Consider the following 13,640-nt stretch of genomic DNA (forward strand, 5'->3'; position numbering starts at 1 on the left):
TAAATTATTGATTTACTTTTACCATTGATGGGCGAATCACACGGTCTTTTAGTTTATAACCTTTTTGGAATTCTTCTACAACCGCGTTTGATTCAAATTCACTATCTTCCACTTGCATAATAGCTTGGTGTTCATTAGGATCAAACTGTTTACCAACAGCTTCAATCACTTCCACACCTTCTTTATTCAGTGCTTCTAACAATTGACGATGCACCATTTCCATACCTTGTAACAAGGATTTCGTTTGCTCATCAGTCGCTTCCACTTGCATCGCTCTTTCAAAATTATCAAGAGCTGGCAAGATGTCTGAAACTAGACTTTGTGCTCTATATTTTTCAGCAGCCTGTTTATCCATTTGGACACGGCGCTTATAATTTTCAAAATCAGCTTGTAGACGTAATGTGCGACCTTCCGTTTCCGTTAGTTTCGCTTGTAACTCATCTACTTTTTCTTGTAAAAGAGCAGCCTCACTTTTTTCTTCTACAGTTTCTTCACTGTTTTCTGGCGTGACAGCTTCTTCAACTTGCGCTTCTTTTACTTCTTCTACCACTTGTTCGTTACGCTCTTCCACAATATTCACCTCCTTAAAAGGTATTAGGTATCATGCATAGCATGATTACCTAAGGATTATATATTACACACAGCAATGAAAATTTCATCACTTGAGCGAATGTATTACTCTCATTTACTTTTTAAGCCCATCAGTAAATTGTCTCGTAAATAACTGTAACAAACTAATTACACGAGAATATTGCATTCTCGTAGGACCTAAAATAGCAATTGTTCCAAGTTGCTCTTCGCCGATCGAATATGTTGCAGAAATTAAACTACAATCCTCCATAGCCGTCGAAGAATTTTCCCTACCAATTTTCACTTGAATCCCGACTTGTTTATGACGCAAAATGTCATAAAATTCGGCTTCATTATCAATCATGGTAAGTAAAGATCTAACCTTTTGAATGTCATGGAACTCTGGCTGCGAAAGCATATTTGCTTTTCCTCCAAAGTATATCTTTTCCGATAACGGAACTTGAAATGTACCATCCAACATTTTTATTGCACTATCGTAATTATGAACATACCCACGTAAAACTGTAACAATCTCTTTAAAGATTTTATTATGAAGTTCTTCCATCGGTACGCCAGATAGCTTTTCATTTAAAATATTAACCATTTTTTCTAAATCTGATAAATCAACAGATTCCGGAACGGTAATCGTTTTACTTTGTACATGCCCTGTATCAGTTACAATAATAGCGACTGCAGTTTGACGATCAAGCGGCACAATTTGTACATTTTTAAGTTTATTTGTACTTAACTTCGGTCCAAGAACAATGGCCGTATAATTCGTAAGTTCTGATAAAATTTGAGCAGATTGCTGTGCAATTTTTTCCGCTTCAAAAATTCTTTCGGCAAATAAATCTTTAATTTGTACAATTTCAGCATTTGGTAAGTTTTGCGGCGCTAAAAGATGGTCTACATAAAATCGGTAGCCTTTCTCAGAAGGAACACGTCCAGAAGAACTGTGCGTTTTTTCAATAAAACCTAATTCTTCTAAGTCCGCCATTTCATTTCGAATAGTAGCTGAACTAAATGTAATTTCATCTTTTTTAGCCAACGTTCTAGACCCAACGGGCTGCGCTGATCCAATAAAGTCATCAATAATTGTTTGTAAAATTAAGAGCTGACGTTCCGTAAGCATCTCATCATCACCTCTGTTAGCACTCTTTGTCTTTGAGTGCTAAATCTATTAATAACTTACCAAAATTGACATTCAATTGTCAACGGAAACGTCACGAAATAATGAAAATTTTTCACACCTATGGAACATTTAATTAGTCAATCAAAAATGATTGGAATACTTCATTCCCTAATAATTTTCCTTTTCGCGTTAAACGTACATGTCCATCTTCCTCTTCAAGCAATCCCTGCTCTTGATTGCTTTGTAACTGCTTCGCGAAAACTTGATCCATCTCCACATTAAATTTATTGCGGAACGACGTTTTAGAAACACCTTTTGTTTTTCGAAGCCCTAAGAACAGTTCTTCTTCCATTCTTTCTTTCTCCGTCACTTTGTGAACATCTAAATACGGAAATCTTGTTTCATCAATTTTATTAAAATATTGCTTCAGGGGACCTACATTTTGAATACGTTCCCCGTTCACATAACTATGAGCTCCAGCTCCAAATCCATAATACTCTTCATTATTCCAGTATGTGAGATTATGTCTACTTTTATTGTCACCTTTTGAGAAATTACTAATTTCATACTGGTTATAACCGTGTTTCTCCATTTCATCCATTACTATTTCATACATTTTCGCTTCATGGTCTTCACCCGGAAGACGCAATTTCCCTTTGTTCATTAAGTTATAAAACACTGTTTTTGGTTCCACAATTAATGAATATGCCGAGAAATGTTGTACACCAAGCGTAAAAGCAATATCTAATGTTTCTTTTACATCTTCTATCGTCTGTCCTGGCAAAGCATAAATAATATCTACATTAATATTTTTAAAGCCTACTTCCTGTGCTTCTCGAATCGCTAGGAATGCATCTTCCCTCGTATGCTTGCGCCCAATTTTCTCAAGCAGTTCATCACGGAACGTTTGCACACCAAAACTAATTCGATTCACTCCACCTTCTAGCAGTACATTCAACTTCTCTTTCGGTAGATCTCCTGGATTCGCTTCAAATGTTAATTCACAATTCGGGGCGAACGGACGCAAATGACGATTAATAATCTCGAGTAATTTTTTTGTCTGCTCCATATTTAACGCTGTCGGAGTTCCCCCGCCCACAAAAATCGTTTTCATACTATCAAACGGAACTTTTTGAACCGTATTTATTATTTCCTTCTCTAGATAATCTAAATATTGATCAACCGGTTGGCGTTCAATAAACACTTTATTAAAATCACAATAGTGACAAATGTGCTGACAAAACGGAATATGAATATATGCAGCTTGTACCAAATATAACTCCTACCTTTCTAAAAAGAAAACCTCCGCACTCCGGAGGGTTCTCTACTTCTCTAACGTATTACGAATTTGTTCCATTCGCATTTTTCCCCAATCATACATCATTTCAACGATCGGTAAAAGTGACATGCCTAGTTCCGTCATATAATACTCAACGCGAGGAGGAATTTCGGGATATACTGTCCGATCAACAATCCCATCTTCCATTAACTCTTTTAATTGGTTCGACAAAACTTTATGAGAAATGCTTGGGAATAACCGTTGTAATTCACTGAAACGATGCGGCCCTTCCACACCAAGATGCCACAGTATCACAACTTTCCACTTTCCACTAATAATAGAAAGCGTCAATTCCTTTTCACAATTAAAATTACCATTTTGTATTTTATCTTGAATATCTTTTCGAATATTTTCGGACATTAACAGTCTCCTAACTCTATATGAACTAAAAAGCTCTCTCATTATTGTAAATGAGAGCTGCTCAGATGTCTAAAAAGTAATTATACAGAAAAAAGAAGCCGCACAAACGACTTCTTTTTTATTTCAAATATTAGTTGTCATCCATTTTCAGTACAGCCATGAATGCCTCTTGTGGTACTTCTACAGAACCAACAGACTTCATACGTTTTTTACCTTCTTTTTGCTTATCAAGAAGTTTACGCTTACGAGAAATGTCACCGCCGTAACATTTTGCAAGTACGTTTTTACGCATCGCTTTAATTGTAGAACGTGCTACAACTTTATTTCCGATAGTCGCTTGAATTGGCACTTCGAACTGTTGTCTCGGAATTAATTCTTTTAATTTCTCTACGATTACTTTACCACGGTCATACGCTGAATCACGGTGTACGATAAATGATAAAGCATCCACTTGTTCATTATTTAAAAGAATATCCATTTTCACAAGTTTAGATGGTTTATAGCCAATTAACTCGTAGTCAAATGATGCATACCCTTTCGTATTTGATTTCAATTGATCGAAGAAGTCATATACGATTTCTGATAACGGGATTTCATATGTTAATGTAACACGCGTTTCATCTAAATATTGCATATCAATAAACGTTCCACGTTTACCTTGGCAAATCTCCATTACAGCTCCAACATAGTCATTCGGAACCATAATTGAAGCCTTCACAAACGGCTCTTCTACACGATCGATAGACTGTGGATCTGGCATATTAGATGGGTTATCAACTATAACATCTTCACCGTTAGTTAAATAAACTTTATAAATAACGCTTGGCGCTGTTGTAATTAAGTCAATCTTAAATTCACGTTCAATACGTTCTTGAATGATTTCCATGTGAAGAAGTCCTAAGAAACCACAACGGAAACCAAATCCTAGCGCTTGAGATGTTTCTGGTTCAAACTCAAGAGCAGAATCGTTTAACTCTAATTTTTCTAATGCATCACGTAAATCGTTATAACGAGCAGAGTCAATTGGATACAGACCACAGAATACCATCGGGTTTAACTTACGGTAACCTGCTAACGGCTCTGCAGCTGGACGTTTCGCATGTGTAATCGTATCACCAACGCGTGTGTCACCAACATTTTTAATCGATGCTGCTAAGAAACCTACATCACCTACTGTTAACTCGTCACGTTGTGTAGTTTTCGGTGTAAATACACCTACTTCTGTTACTTCAAATTCCTTACCCGTTGCCATCATACGTACTTTATCGCCAACTTTTACTGTTCCATTTACAACACGGATATAAGCAATTACACCGCGGTACGGATCATATAAAGAGTCGAAAATCATACATTGTAACGGCTCTTCTGAATCACCCGCCGGAGCTGGTACTTTTTCAACAATTTGCTCTAAAATTTCTTCAATACCAATTCCAGCTTTCGCAGAAGCAAGTACCGCTTCTGATGCATCTAAACCAATTACGTCTTCCACCTCTTGACGTACACGTTCCGGATCCGCACTTGGTAAGTCGATTTTATTAATAACTGGTAAAATTTCTAAATTATTATCAAGCGCTAAGTATACGTTTGCTAACGTTTGCGCTTCAATACCTTGCGCTGCATCTACTACAAGAATCGCGCCTTCACAAGCCGCTAAACTACGTGATACTTCGTACGTAAAGTCGACGTGTCCTGGTGTATCAATTAAATGAAGAATATACTCTTCACCATCTTTTGCTTTATAGTTTAATTGTACTGCGTTTAATTTGATTGTAATACCACGCTCACGCTCTAAATCCATAGAGTCAAGCAACTGAGCTTTCATTTCGCGTTGTGTTAACGCGTTTGTTTTCTCTAAAATACGGTCTGCTAACGTTGATTTTCCGTGGTCAATATGAGCAATAATAGAGAAATTACGAATTTTGGACTGTCTTTTTGCTCTTTCTTCTTTATTCATCTATGTTCTCAACTCCTAATAGTCTCGCCAATATACACTAGCACTGATTATATCAATAGAGCAACAAAGATTCAATGAAAACTCGTGCTGCTTACGATACAAATCATTCTATCTATATCTTATGCGAATAAACCATAAGAGACAAACCCTTTTCAAATTTTAAAACGGCTGTCTTACAAATCAGTAAAACAACCTTCTCCCATGTTACTCTTAGCTAAAAATTTCTTTTATTTTCCCAACAACTATATCCGTTCCGAACTTCGTCATTTCATAAGCTACACTTGCTACAGCCATCCCAATTCCTTCTACAACATTAAAACTTCTTAAACGTTCTAATTGTTGTTGTTTTTCTGAGGCCGAAAACGAGCTACCCAAAATTTCTGATTCAGCACCTGTACTTTCTGTCCCTGTCATATGAGCGATTTGTTCATATGACAATTGCTGATAGCCTTTCATACTTTTCAAACCATGATTAGTAAGTGCCACTCCTGCTATCATCATAAGTAAACATAAAGCTACACTACATATACACAAAAGCGTAAAGCGACTCAAACGATAATCATCTGTTCCCCTCAATGTGTATATGCTCCTGTATTATCTTGATCAATTTGATGATGCAGCGCCGCATTTAAACCACTCGCTATTACATTCGCCATATCCTCAATAAAAGTATCTACTTCTTTTGGGGTTACCATTAAATTATGACCAAGAGGAGATAGCACCTCATAAATCAGCCTTCTTTTTTCTTCTTCTTCTAACGTACCAACAGCACCTAAAAACATATTTCTGCTCTTTTCATCCGGCATATCTTCTTCTGTTAATTTTTTCTTTTCTCCAAATAAAAATCCCGCTGGTAACAAAGATCGTGAAGGTTTATTTCCTTCTTTCATCTCCCGGCCAAAATGTTTCAAAATAAAATCAATCGTATCACTTGTAATCGAAACAGCATCGACCACAGTCGGAACACCAATTGCGATAACAGGGATACCTAATGTTTCTTTACTTAGTTCTTTACGTTTATTCCCAACCCCCGATCCGGGATGAATTCCAGTATCAGAAATTTGTATCGTGCTATTTACTCGTTCAATAGAACGGGCAGCTAATGCGTCAATCGCAATTACAAAGTCCGGGTTCGTCTTCTCAATAATCCCATAAATAACATCGCTCGTTTCGATCCCTGTAATCCCCATTACCCCCGGCCGAATTGCACTAACAGGCCTAAACCCTTCTTCTACACTTTCAGGCTGTAATTGAAACAAATGTCTCGTTACTAATACATTTTCTACAACTATCGGTCCAAGAGCATCTGGTGTTACATTCCAATTCCCAAGACCTACAATTAAACAGCTTGCTTCTTTTGTAACGCCAATCTCTTCTAAGAAATAAGAAAATTCTTTTGCAAAAATACGCTCCACTTTTTGTTGAAGTTCTGTATCTTGCTGACGTATACCTTGAACTTCAAGCGTTAAATAATTTCCAGGCTTTTTACCCATCGCTTCAGAGGCAGCCTCATCAATTGTTACTTTTGTAATTATAGTACCTTCTTCTTCCCTCTCTTTTACAATAACTCCCTGTATCCCTTTTTGTTCTTCTTGGCTTTCTTGCAACATTTGATGAGCTTCTACAGCTAGGTCAGTTCTAATGCTATATTTACTTAAATCTAATGGTTCTTTCATCGTATCTCCTCCGTAATTCATAGTAAATATCGTTAGATTTCCCAAAGTTATATAAGGTCATTCTTTCCTTTACGTGAAATTTCATGGATATACTATTGCAATTCTCTTCACCGTTTGATAGAATATCACTTGTTCTATGTAAGAATCGAGTCATTCGATTGCACCAGGGAGGTGAAAAGTATGGCAAACATCAAATCTGCTATCAAACGCGCTAAACTTAGCGAAGAGCGTCGTGCACATAACGCTTCTATCAAGTCTGACATGCGTTCTGCTGTTAAAACTGTAGAAGCTTTAGTTACTAATAACGATCTTGAAAATGCTAAAGAAGCTTTCAAAACTGCTTCTAAAAAACTTGACAAAGCAGCTCGCAAAGGTCTTATCCACCAAAACGCTGCAGCTCGTCAAAAATCTCGCTTAGCGAAACAAGTAAACGCGTAAGGCGTTTAAAAAACGATCCATTTGGATCGTTTTTTTATATACAAAAAAGTTCATATACTTAGTACATGAACTTTTTTGTGTCATCACATATGATTTAATCGCATTAAGAAAAACTCGAGCACAAGCTTCTTATCCATCTTTCCCGTCTTCATACTATAATCAGCTTCCGCTAATTCTATAATCACTTTTTTTAATTCTTCAAAAGAGAAAAACTTCGTTTGATTCATTGCCAACTTTACACGATACGGATGTACACCAATATGAGATGCAATTTGATTTTGGCCATAACCACGTTGCTGTAGCTCTTTCACTTGATGGAGCAAGCGGAATTGACTCACTAATAACGCAAGCAATTTAATCGGTTCTTCCTGCTGCGTAAATAATCCATCCAAAATTTGCATTGCACCTGCAATATCTTTTTTCACCACTTTTTCTGTCAAAGCAAATACATTTTGCTCAACTGATTTTGGCACAAGCTCTGCAACAAGTTTCGTCGTAATCTCTCCGCCCATACCAACGTATAACGTTAACTTGTCCATTTCCTTCGCCAACATTGTTACATTACTCCCCACAAGCTCTAGCAACAAACTAACAGCCGCGTTATCAATATGCACATGTACTTCATCTGCACGAGCAACAATCCACTTCTGAACATCCTGCACTTGCATCGCATTTGCTTCTACTACATCTGCTGTTTTCTTTAATAGTTTTGTAATTTTTTTTCGCTCATCAAGTTTTTCGTAAGGCGCAACAAAAACAAGAATAGAAAATGGGGAAGGTTCACCAATGTATTCTTCTAAAATTTTTATATTTTGCTCTAACTTTTCTTTTTGCGAAGTCAAAAATAGCGGTGACTTTATTAACAGTACTTTCCGTTCTCCGAAGAAAGGAAGCGTACGCGCATCCTCAACCACATCTTCTAAATACGCTTCTTCTAAATCGTATGTCACAACATTAAACTCTCGATCTTCTTCTTCAAGTGCTTCTGTCGTAATAAGCTTTATCGTTTCATTTATAAAAAAAGCTTCCGTTCCATATAGTAAATATAACGGAGCAAACTGTTTCTTTTTAATTTTTTTATGTATATCACTCATACTTTTTCCTACTCCCTAACTTGGCAATATATATTTATACTAATGCCCTAGCTTTTGTTTTACAAGTACAAAGGAACAGGCTTTATAACCCGTCCCTTTATTTATATTAAACGCCACGCAATAAGCCCCGGGTTTCTTATTGGTGTGCGGTAATCACCTTCCCTTTATTATTCACAATAAAAATTTGAGTATAAGTGCCAACTGTTAACATGCTTGGAAACGAAAAACTCACATTACTTCATGATTTAAAAGTAACAAAAAAGCTCGTTTTCTCTTCATATGGAAATTGTAGATTTTTTTCTGACAATATTTTATACTAAAGTGGAATGTTGGGGAGGGATTCTAAATGAATGATTTTGAACAAAACGTTCAAAGTAAACGCAATGACGCTATTGATTCAGGGGTAGGATTTATCGTCTCATTTGGTTTTTTCGCAACACTTTTCATCATTGCAACTGTTATTAAATTTATCGGTTCTTAAAGACTGCCACTTCATGGCAGTCTTCTCTTTTTCATCTATTATGTGTTTTATCATATGTGATTTTACTTTTAAAGGTTCCATTTTTCCCTTTAAAAACATAGGAAATAGCACCTTGCTCGTCCGTGCGCCATATCGCACTCCCCATCTTCTCAAAACGCTCTATCACTTCTTTATGCGGGTGTCCATACCTATTCTGCTTACCAACAGATATAATCGCTACACGAGGCTGTATGACGTTCAAAAAAGGCTCTATAGATGACGTATTACTCCCATGATGAGCAACTTTTAAAACATCTACTCGTAAATCTGGATATGCCTCTACTAAAATCTTCTCCCCGTCTTCTTCCAAATCGCCTGTAAATAGCCACTTCAGCCCTCCAAATTTTGCCCATATTACAATTGAAGCGTTATTTTCGCTTTTTTCTTTTCCTTTTGGAGCTAAAACGAAAAATTCTGCTTCATTTACACTCCAATTCTCCCCTTCCCCCACTTCAGTTATTTTCATTTCCTTTTCTAATGCCTGTTTCTTTACTACTTTTTCTAATACTGCATCTTTTCCCTTCCGGCCAAATACCACTTCTTTTACAGGTATATATGATAATAATTCTTGCGCAGCACCTATATGATCTGCATCTCCATGCGTTACGATTAATTTATCAATTGTTTTAATACCTTCTTTTTGTAAATAGGGTATTAAAATATCATTCCCAACAGAAAATTCATGCTTTTTTTGCTGCCATTCTTCCTTATTCACACGAAGCGTTCCACCTGTATCAATAAGATAAATTCCATTATCATACGGAAGGCGAATTAATATTGCATCACCTTGTCCAACATCAATAAATGTTACACTTCCGCTTCCTCTAAAATATGGATATACATAATGACATGTGCTAATAAAAAGAAATACACTGGCAACTATACAAACTATTTTTTTCGGCGCTCTCCTTTCCCAAACCATCAATATACTGACAATACTCGCGCAATATACAGCTACAAGATTGAAGGGCGTTTTCCCGAAAATAAGCTGGGTAAATGGTAAACTTTCACAATAACTCAGAAAATCATTAGACATACTCAAGCCTATTGATAATATATCCGCAAATTCTTTTGCGAGAAACGGGACAATTGGCATACACAGTAAAATAATAATGCTACATGGTAATACAATGATAGATAAAAACGGAACGTATAAGAGATTGAGGAGAATGCTATATGGAGAAAAATAACCAAAGTGATATAACAAAATCGGAGTACTAACGAGCTGTGAAATGATAGAAATATAAATAGAATTTCGGATTACTCCGTTGCTACTCCCTAACAATAACGGAGCAGACAAAAGTAAAGCGAAGCTACCTACAAAAGAAAACTGAAATCCAATATTAAAAACAAGATAAGGGTCATATATAAGCATACATATAGCTGTTACACTTAAAGCATCTAAACTAGATAAACGAATCGAGCACATAAAAGCAATCAACATCAAAACTCCTGTTATAGAAGCTCTTATAACAGAGGGTGACGCCCCTGCTAAAACCATATACAAAGGAATACAAACGATAAGGCAAATTGTTGCTACCTCCCTTGTCACACCGCTTCTTAGCAAAATAAAATATACTATCACCATTAACAATACAATGTGCGAACCTGAAATTGCTAACAAATGTACAAGACCAAATTGTTGATATTGCTCTTCCACTTTAAACGTCATTTGTTGTCTATCACCAAATAGTAATGCATTCATAAAAGCACCTGATTGCTCTGGAAACATTTCTGTAACTTTCGAGATTGCTTGTTGCCTCAAAAGAAGAATCCATTGCGTGAGCGATAGTGATGTTTTATAGCATTCAGAAATATATGTAGCCTCAAATGTGAAATAAATATGTTGTTTGTATAAATAATCACGGTAATTAAAACCATGAAAATTCCGAGCTGTTTCCGGTTCTTTCCTCTCACCCTCGAATACACATGATATCCCTATGTATAATTGTTGCATTTTTTTCTTTTCCAAGGCTGATTTGATTCTATAACTTAACTGCACTATATTTTTATTCTGATCTTCAAATTGAAAAGATAGGCGATCCCCATTAACAAGCGGTGTATTTTGTATAACCCCTCTTGTAACTCCATAGGACTCCCCTAGAGGCTTATTCCACGTTTGAACATAGGAAGTGTATATAGCGCTACTAAAGCACGCTACAATACAAAAAATGAAGGTTTTACGCGAAGTGCGATATAAACAGAAGAAAACATTTAAAAAGAGGCAAAAAACTATCAATAAAAGTGACGAGGAAAAGGCAATTGCAACCCCTATTATAAACGAGATTGCAACATACCCCCATTGTTCCTGCAACTTATACTCACTCCTTATAGCATCATTTTTGCTTTCGTGAATACATGCTGTAATTCTTCCATTGATAAATTATCTTTTTCTAAAGGCGCAAATAATTCTTTTAACTCCTTATAACGTTTTTGCTCCTCTAATGCAGCAATATCATATTCTAGCGGAACGTGCTTCACTGTTACATTCGCTTGTTCGAATAATTCTATGGCGTATGGATGATTTTTATAATCCTGCGCATAATAAACCGCTGTAATACCACTTTGAATAATTGCCTTACAACATTGTAAACAAGGGAAATGCGTAACGTAAATTTCTGCTTCCTCTGTTTTCGCACCAAACTTGGCACATTGTAATAAAGCATTCATTTCGGCATGAATTGTCCGAACACAATGATTATCGATTACGTAACAACCATCATCTATACAATGTACACCACCTTTAATTGAACCATTATATCCACCCGCAATAATTCGTTTATCGCGAACGATTGTTGCTCCTACCGCAAGCCTTGTACATGTACTACGTAACGATAGTAGATGGCTTTGCGTCATAAAATATTGATCCCATGAAATTCGTTCCATATTTTCACCTACTTTTTTGTCTACTTGTAGTGTAGCGAAAGAAGAAAAACTTCGTCAATCTTTTACGGAATAATAATTTGATCTTTTATCTTTTCAAGAGATTTCGCACCAATCCCATCAATCTCTAATAAATCTTCTATTTTCTGAAACGGACCATGCTCTTCTCGATATTTCAAAATACTTTCTGCCTTTCTAGAGCCAATCCCTGTAATTTTTTCTAATTGCTCTTTCGCCGCTGTATTTATTCGAATCTTGCCATCTTCCTTAGAAGAAGTAAGCATCCCTTGTTCTGACTCATTTTTACTCGGTATATAAAGAAGCATTTGATCTTGTACAATTTGTGCTAAATTCACTTTTTTCATATCTACCTCTGATAAAAAACCACCAGCCTTTTGAACCGCATCCTTTACGCGATCTCCTTCCTCCATTTCATATACCCCTTCTTTATTAACCGCTCCTTTCACATCAATTATAATTGTTCTTTTCTGTTCCTTTGTATCCGACATTTTCGGTTTACTCTTTTTTTCTATATCCTTCTCTTGTACATTCATTGTAATAGGCGTTCGTTCTACACTCTGATTCGTTTTCCAAAAAACAAGAAAAAGTAAAGTTCCAATAATAGCTACTAAACCTAACCACTTTTTCGGAAAATCCCACATCATTTTACACCTCTAATCATAAATTTATAACATCATTCATATTGTTTAGGAGAAAGCTGTTACGAAGGAGGGATGAAACTTTGAACATAGGAATTATAGGGACAGGAAACATGGGGAATATACTAATCGATGCATTTTTAGAAACCCGTGCTGTCAAACCTTCGTGCCTTACAATCATTAATCGGACGCCTGCCAAAGCATATCATATAAAAGAAAAATACCCTTCTGTTCATATAGCAAAAACTATCCCGGAAATAATCGAACAATCACAACTGATCTTTATTTGTGTTAAGCCGATAGATATATACCCTATCCTAAAAAAATACACTGAACATTTTTCTGATGACACGTGCTTAGTTTCTATTACAAGTCCAATATCTCCATCACAATTAGAGACTCTCGTACCTTGCCACGTCGCGCGTATCATTCCAAGTATCACAAATCGCGCGCTCTCTGGCGCCTCACTATTTACATTTGGAGATAATTGCTCTGAAGAATGGCAACAAAAACTACTTCGTCTATTCAAAAATATTTCGACACCTCTTGTAATAGAAGAAGATATAACGCGCGTTTCATCTGATATAGCAAGTTGCGGTCCTGCTTTCTTTAGTTATTTACTACAATGCTTCATTAACGCTGCTGTAGATAAAACAAATATTACACACGAAGAGGCTACTACTTTAGTAAGTGAAATGGTCGTGGGGATGGGGAAATTACTTGAAAAAGAAATCTTCACATTACCTACCTTACAAGAAAAGGTTTGCGTGAAAGGCGGCGTTACTGGGGAAGGCATCCGGGTTTTAGAAGAACACGTTGGAGATATGTTCCATAAGTTAATTGAGCGAACACATGAAAAATTTGATGAAGATTTAGAATGCGTTGATCAGCAATTCAATAAACACACATAATAAATACGTCATTTTCATTCCAAATCCTTTTTATAAATACTTACTTTTTTACAATACATTTTCACTTCAACTACTATTCCCACACTTTACGCATACAATCTTCA

The 13,640-nt window shown here is 36.2% G+C and carries 14 protein-coding genes; 3 read left to right on the forward strand and 11 right to left on the reverse strand.

All coding sequences use genetic code 11. The features are described from left to right. Positions 1-4: 4 nt before the first annotated feature. The 7 genes from grpE to gpr form a co-directional block, all read right to left on the reverse strand. Positions 5-571 carry a nucleotide exchange factor GrpE gene (grpE, locus tag F3I02_RS24160; RefSeq protein ID WP_000392710.1) on the reverse strand — a complete coding sequence of 189 codons (567 nt, stop codon included), beginning with the start codon at positions 569-571 and terminating at the stop codon, positions 5-7. A 114-nt stretch (positions 572-685) separates the two neighbouring features. Further along, on the reverse strand, positions 686-1,702 hold the full coding sequence (gene hrcA / locus F3I02_RS24165; RefSeq protein ID WP_000954941.1) for a heat-inducible transcriptional repressor HrcA: 1,017 nt from the start codon (positions 1,700-1,702) through the stop codon (positions 686-688). A gap of 133 nt (positions 1,703-1,835) precedes the next feature. Then, a complete protein-coding gene (gene hemW, locus F3I02_RS24170) occupies positions 1,836-2,975 on the reverse strand; it encodes a radical SAM family heme chaperone HemW (protein ID WP_000249434.1) in 1,140 nt (379 codons plus the stop codon). Between the two features lie 51 nt (positions 2,976-3,026). After that, on the reverse strand, positions 3,027-3,401 hold the full coding sequence (locus tag F3I02_RS24175) for a winged helix-turn-helix transcriptional regulator (RefSeq protein ID WP_001293539.1): 375 nt from the start codon (positions 3,399-3,401) through the stop codon (positions 3,027-3,029). Between the two features lie 130 nt (positions 3,402-3,531). Continuing rightward, the gene (lepA, locus tag F3I02_RS24180; protein ID WP_001030949.1) at positions 3,532-5,355 is read right to left on the reverse strand and encodes an elongation factor 4; all 1,824 of its coding nucleotides are present in this window, start codon (positions 5,353-5,355) and stop codon (positions 3,532-3,534) included. A gap of 210 nt (positions 5,356-5,565) precedes the next feature. Beyond that, positions 5,566-5,931, reverse strand: coding sequence for a YqxA family protein (locus F3I02_RS24185; RefSeq protein ID WP_196478502.1), 366 nt, complete (start codon positions 5,929-5,931; stop codon positions 5,566-5,568). Next, complete coding sequence (gpr, locus tag F3I02_RS24190; protein WP_000662622.1) at positions 5,928-7,031, reverse strand: GPR endopeptidase; 1,104 nt, start codon at positions 7,029-7,031, stop codon at positions 5,928-5,930. The genes F3I02_RS24185 and gpr overlap by 4 nt, the downstream gene beginning before the upstream one ends. 180 nt (positions 7,032-7,211) lie before the next feature. Between gpr and rpsT the strand changes: the two genes are divergently transcribed. Further along, positions 7,212-7,469 carry a 30S ribosomal protein S20 gene (gene rpsT / locus F3I02_RS24195; protein WP_001274011.1) on the forward strand — a complete coding sequence of 86 codons (258 nt, stop codon included), beginning with the start codon at positions 7,212-7,214 and terminating at the stop codon, positions 7,467-7,469. Between the two features lie 83 nt (positions 7,470-7,552). Here rpsT and holA read toward each other — a convergent pair whose 3' ends face one another. Continuing rightward, entirely contained in the window at positions 7,553-8,563 is a 1,011-nt protein-coding gene (gene holA / locus F3I02_RS24200; protein WP_001279922.1) for a DNA polymerase III subunit delta, read from the reverse strand. 346 nt (positions 8,564-8,909) lie between these two features. Between holA and F3I02_RS24205 the strand changes: the two genes are divergently transcribed. Then, positions 8,910-9,044 (forward strand): YqzM family protein, encoded by a 135-nt coding sequence (locus F3I02_RS24205; RefSeq protein WP_000997609.1) that lies wholly within the window; start codon positions 8,910-8,912, stop codon positions 9,042-9,044. 31 nt (positions 9,045-9,075) lie between these two features. Here the strand turns inward: F3I02_RS24205 and F3I02_RS24210 are convergent, their stop codons facing one another. The 3 genes from F3I02_RS24210 to F3I02_RS24220 all read right to left on the reverse strand — a co-directional run bounded on the left by F3I02_RS24210 (position 9,076) and on the right by F3I02_RS24220 (position 12,631). Continuing rightward, positions 9,076-11,397: a DNA internalization-related competence protein ComEC/Rec2 gene (locus F3I02_RS24210; RefSeq protein WP_196478503.1), complete on the reverse strand. Its 2,322-nt coding sequence runs from the start codon at positions 11,395-11,397 to the stop codon at positions 9,076-9,078. A gap of 14 nt (positions 11,398-11,411) precedes the next feature. Then, entirely contained in the window at positions 11,412-11,969 is a 558-nt protein-coding gene (locus F3I02_RS24215) for a ComE operon protein 2 (RefSeq protein ID WP_000439771.1), read from the reverse strand. Between the two features lie 62 nt (positions 11,970-12,031). After that, positions 12,032-12,631: a helix-hairpin-helix domain-containing protein gene (locus tag F3I02_RS24220; protein WP_000989933.1), complete on the reverse strand. Its 600-nt coding sequence runs from the start codon at positions 12,629-12,631 to the stop codon at positions 12,032-12,034. A 77-nt stretch (positions 12,632-12,708) separates the two neighbouring features. Here F3I02_RS24220 and comER point away from each other — a divergent pair, with 77 nt between their 5' ends. Beyond that, positions 12,709-13,536 carry a late competence protein ComER gene (gene comER / locus F3I02_RS24225; RefSeq protein ID WP_001020553.1) on the forward strand — a complete coding sequence of 276 codons (828 nt, stop codon included), beginning with the start codon at positions 12,709-12,711 and terminating at the stop codon, positions 13,534-13,536. Positions 13,537-13,640: the final 104 nt, after the last annotated feature.

Origin of the sequence: Bacillus sp. SRB3LM (genome assembly GCF_015712745.1) — a bacterium.
Lineage (GTDB): Bacteria > Bacillota > Bacilli > Bacillales > Bacillaceae_G > Bacillus_A > Bacillus_A thuringiensis_K.

Excerpts from the sequence above, each read along its gene's own strand:
- F3I02_RS24175 (WP_001293539.1), bottom strand. The coding sequence starts at position 3,401 with ATGTCCGAAAATATTCGAAAAGATATTCAAGATAAAATACAAAATGGT.
- holA (WP_001279922.1), bottom strand. The coding sequence starts at position 8,563 with ATGAGTGATATACATAAAAAAATTAAAAAGAAACAGTTTGCTCCGTTA.
- rpsT (WP_001274011.1), top strand. The coding sequence starts at position 7,212 with ATGGCAAACATCAAATCTGCTATCAAACGCGCTAAACTTAGCGAAGAG.
- F3I02_RS24215 (WP_000439771.1), bottom strand. The coding sequence starts at position 11,969 with ATGGAACGAATTTCATGGGATCAATATTTTATGACGCAAAGCCATCTA.
- F3I02_RS24220 (WP_000989933.1), bottom strand. The coding sequence starts at position 12,631 with ATGATGTGGGATTTTCCGAAAAAGTGGTTAGGTTTAGTAGCTATTATT.
- lepA (WP_001030949.1), bottom strand. The coding sequence starts at position 5,355 with ATGAATAAAGAAGAAAGAGCAAAAAGACAGTCCAAAATTCGTAATTTC.
- gpr (WP_000662622.1), bottom strand. The coding sequence starts at position 7,031 with ATGAAAGAACCATTAGATTTAAGTAAATATAGCATTAGAACTGACCTA.
- F3I02_RS24205 (WP_000997609.1), top strand. The coding sequence starts at position 8,910 with ATGAATGATTTTGAACAAAACGTTCAAAGTAAACGCAATGACGCTATT.
- hrcA (WP_000954941.1), bottom strand. The coding sequence starts at position 1,702 with ATGCTTACGGAACGTCAGCTCTTAATTTTACAAACAATTATTGATGAC.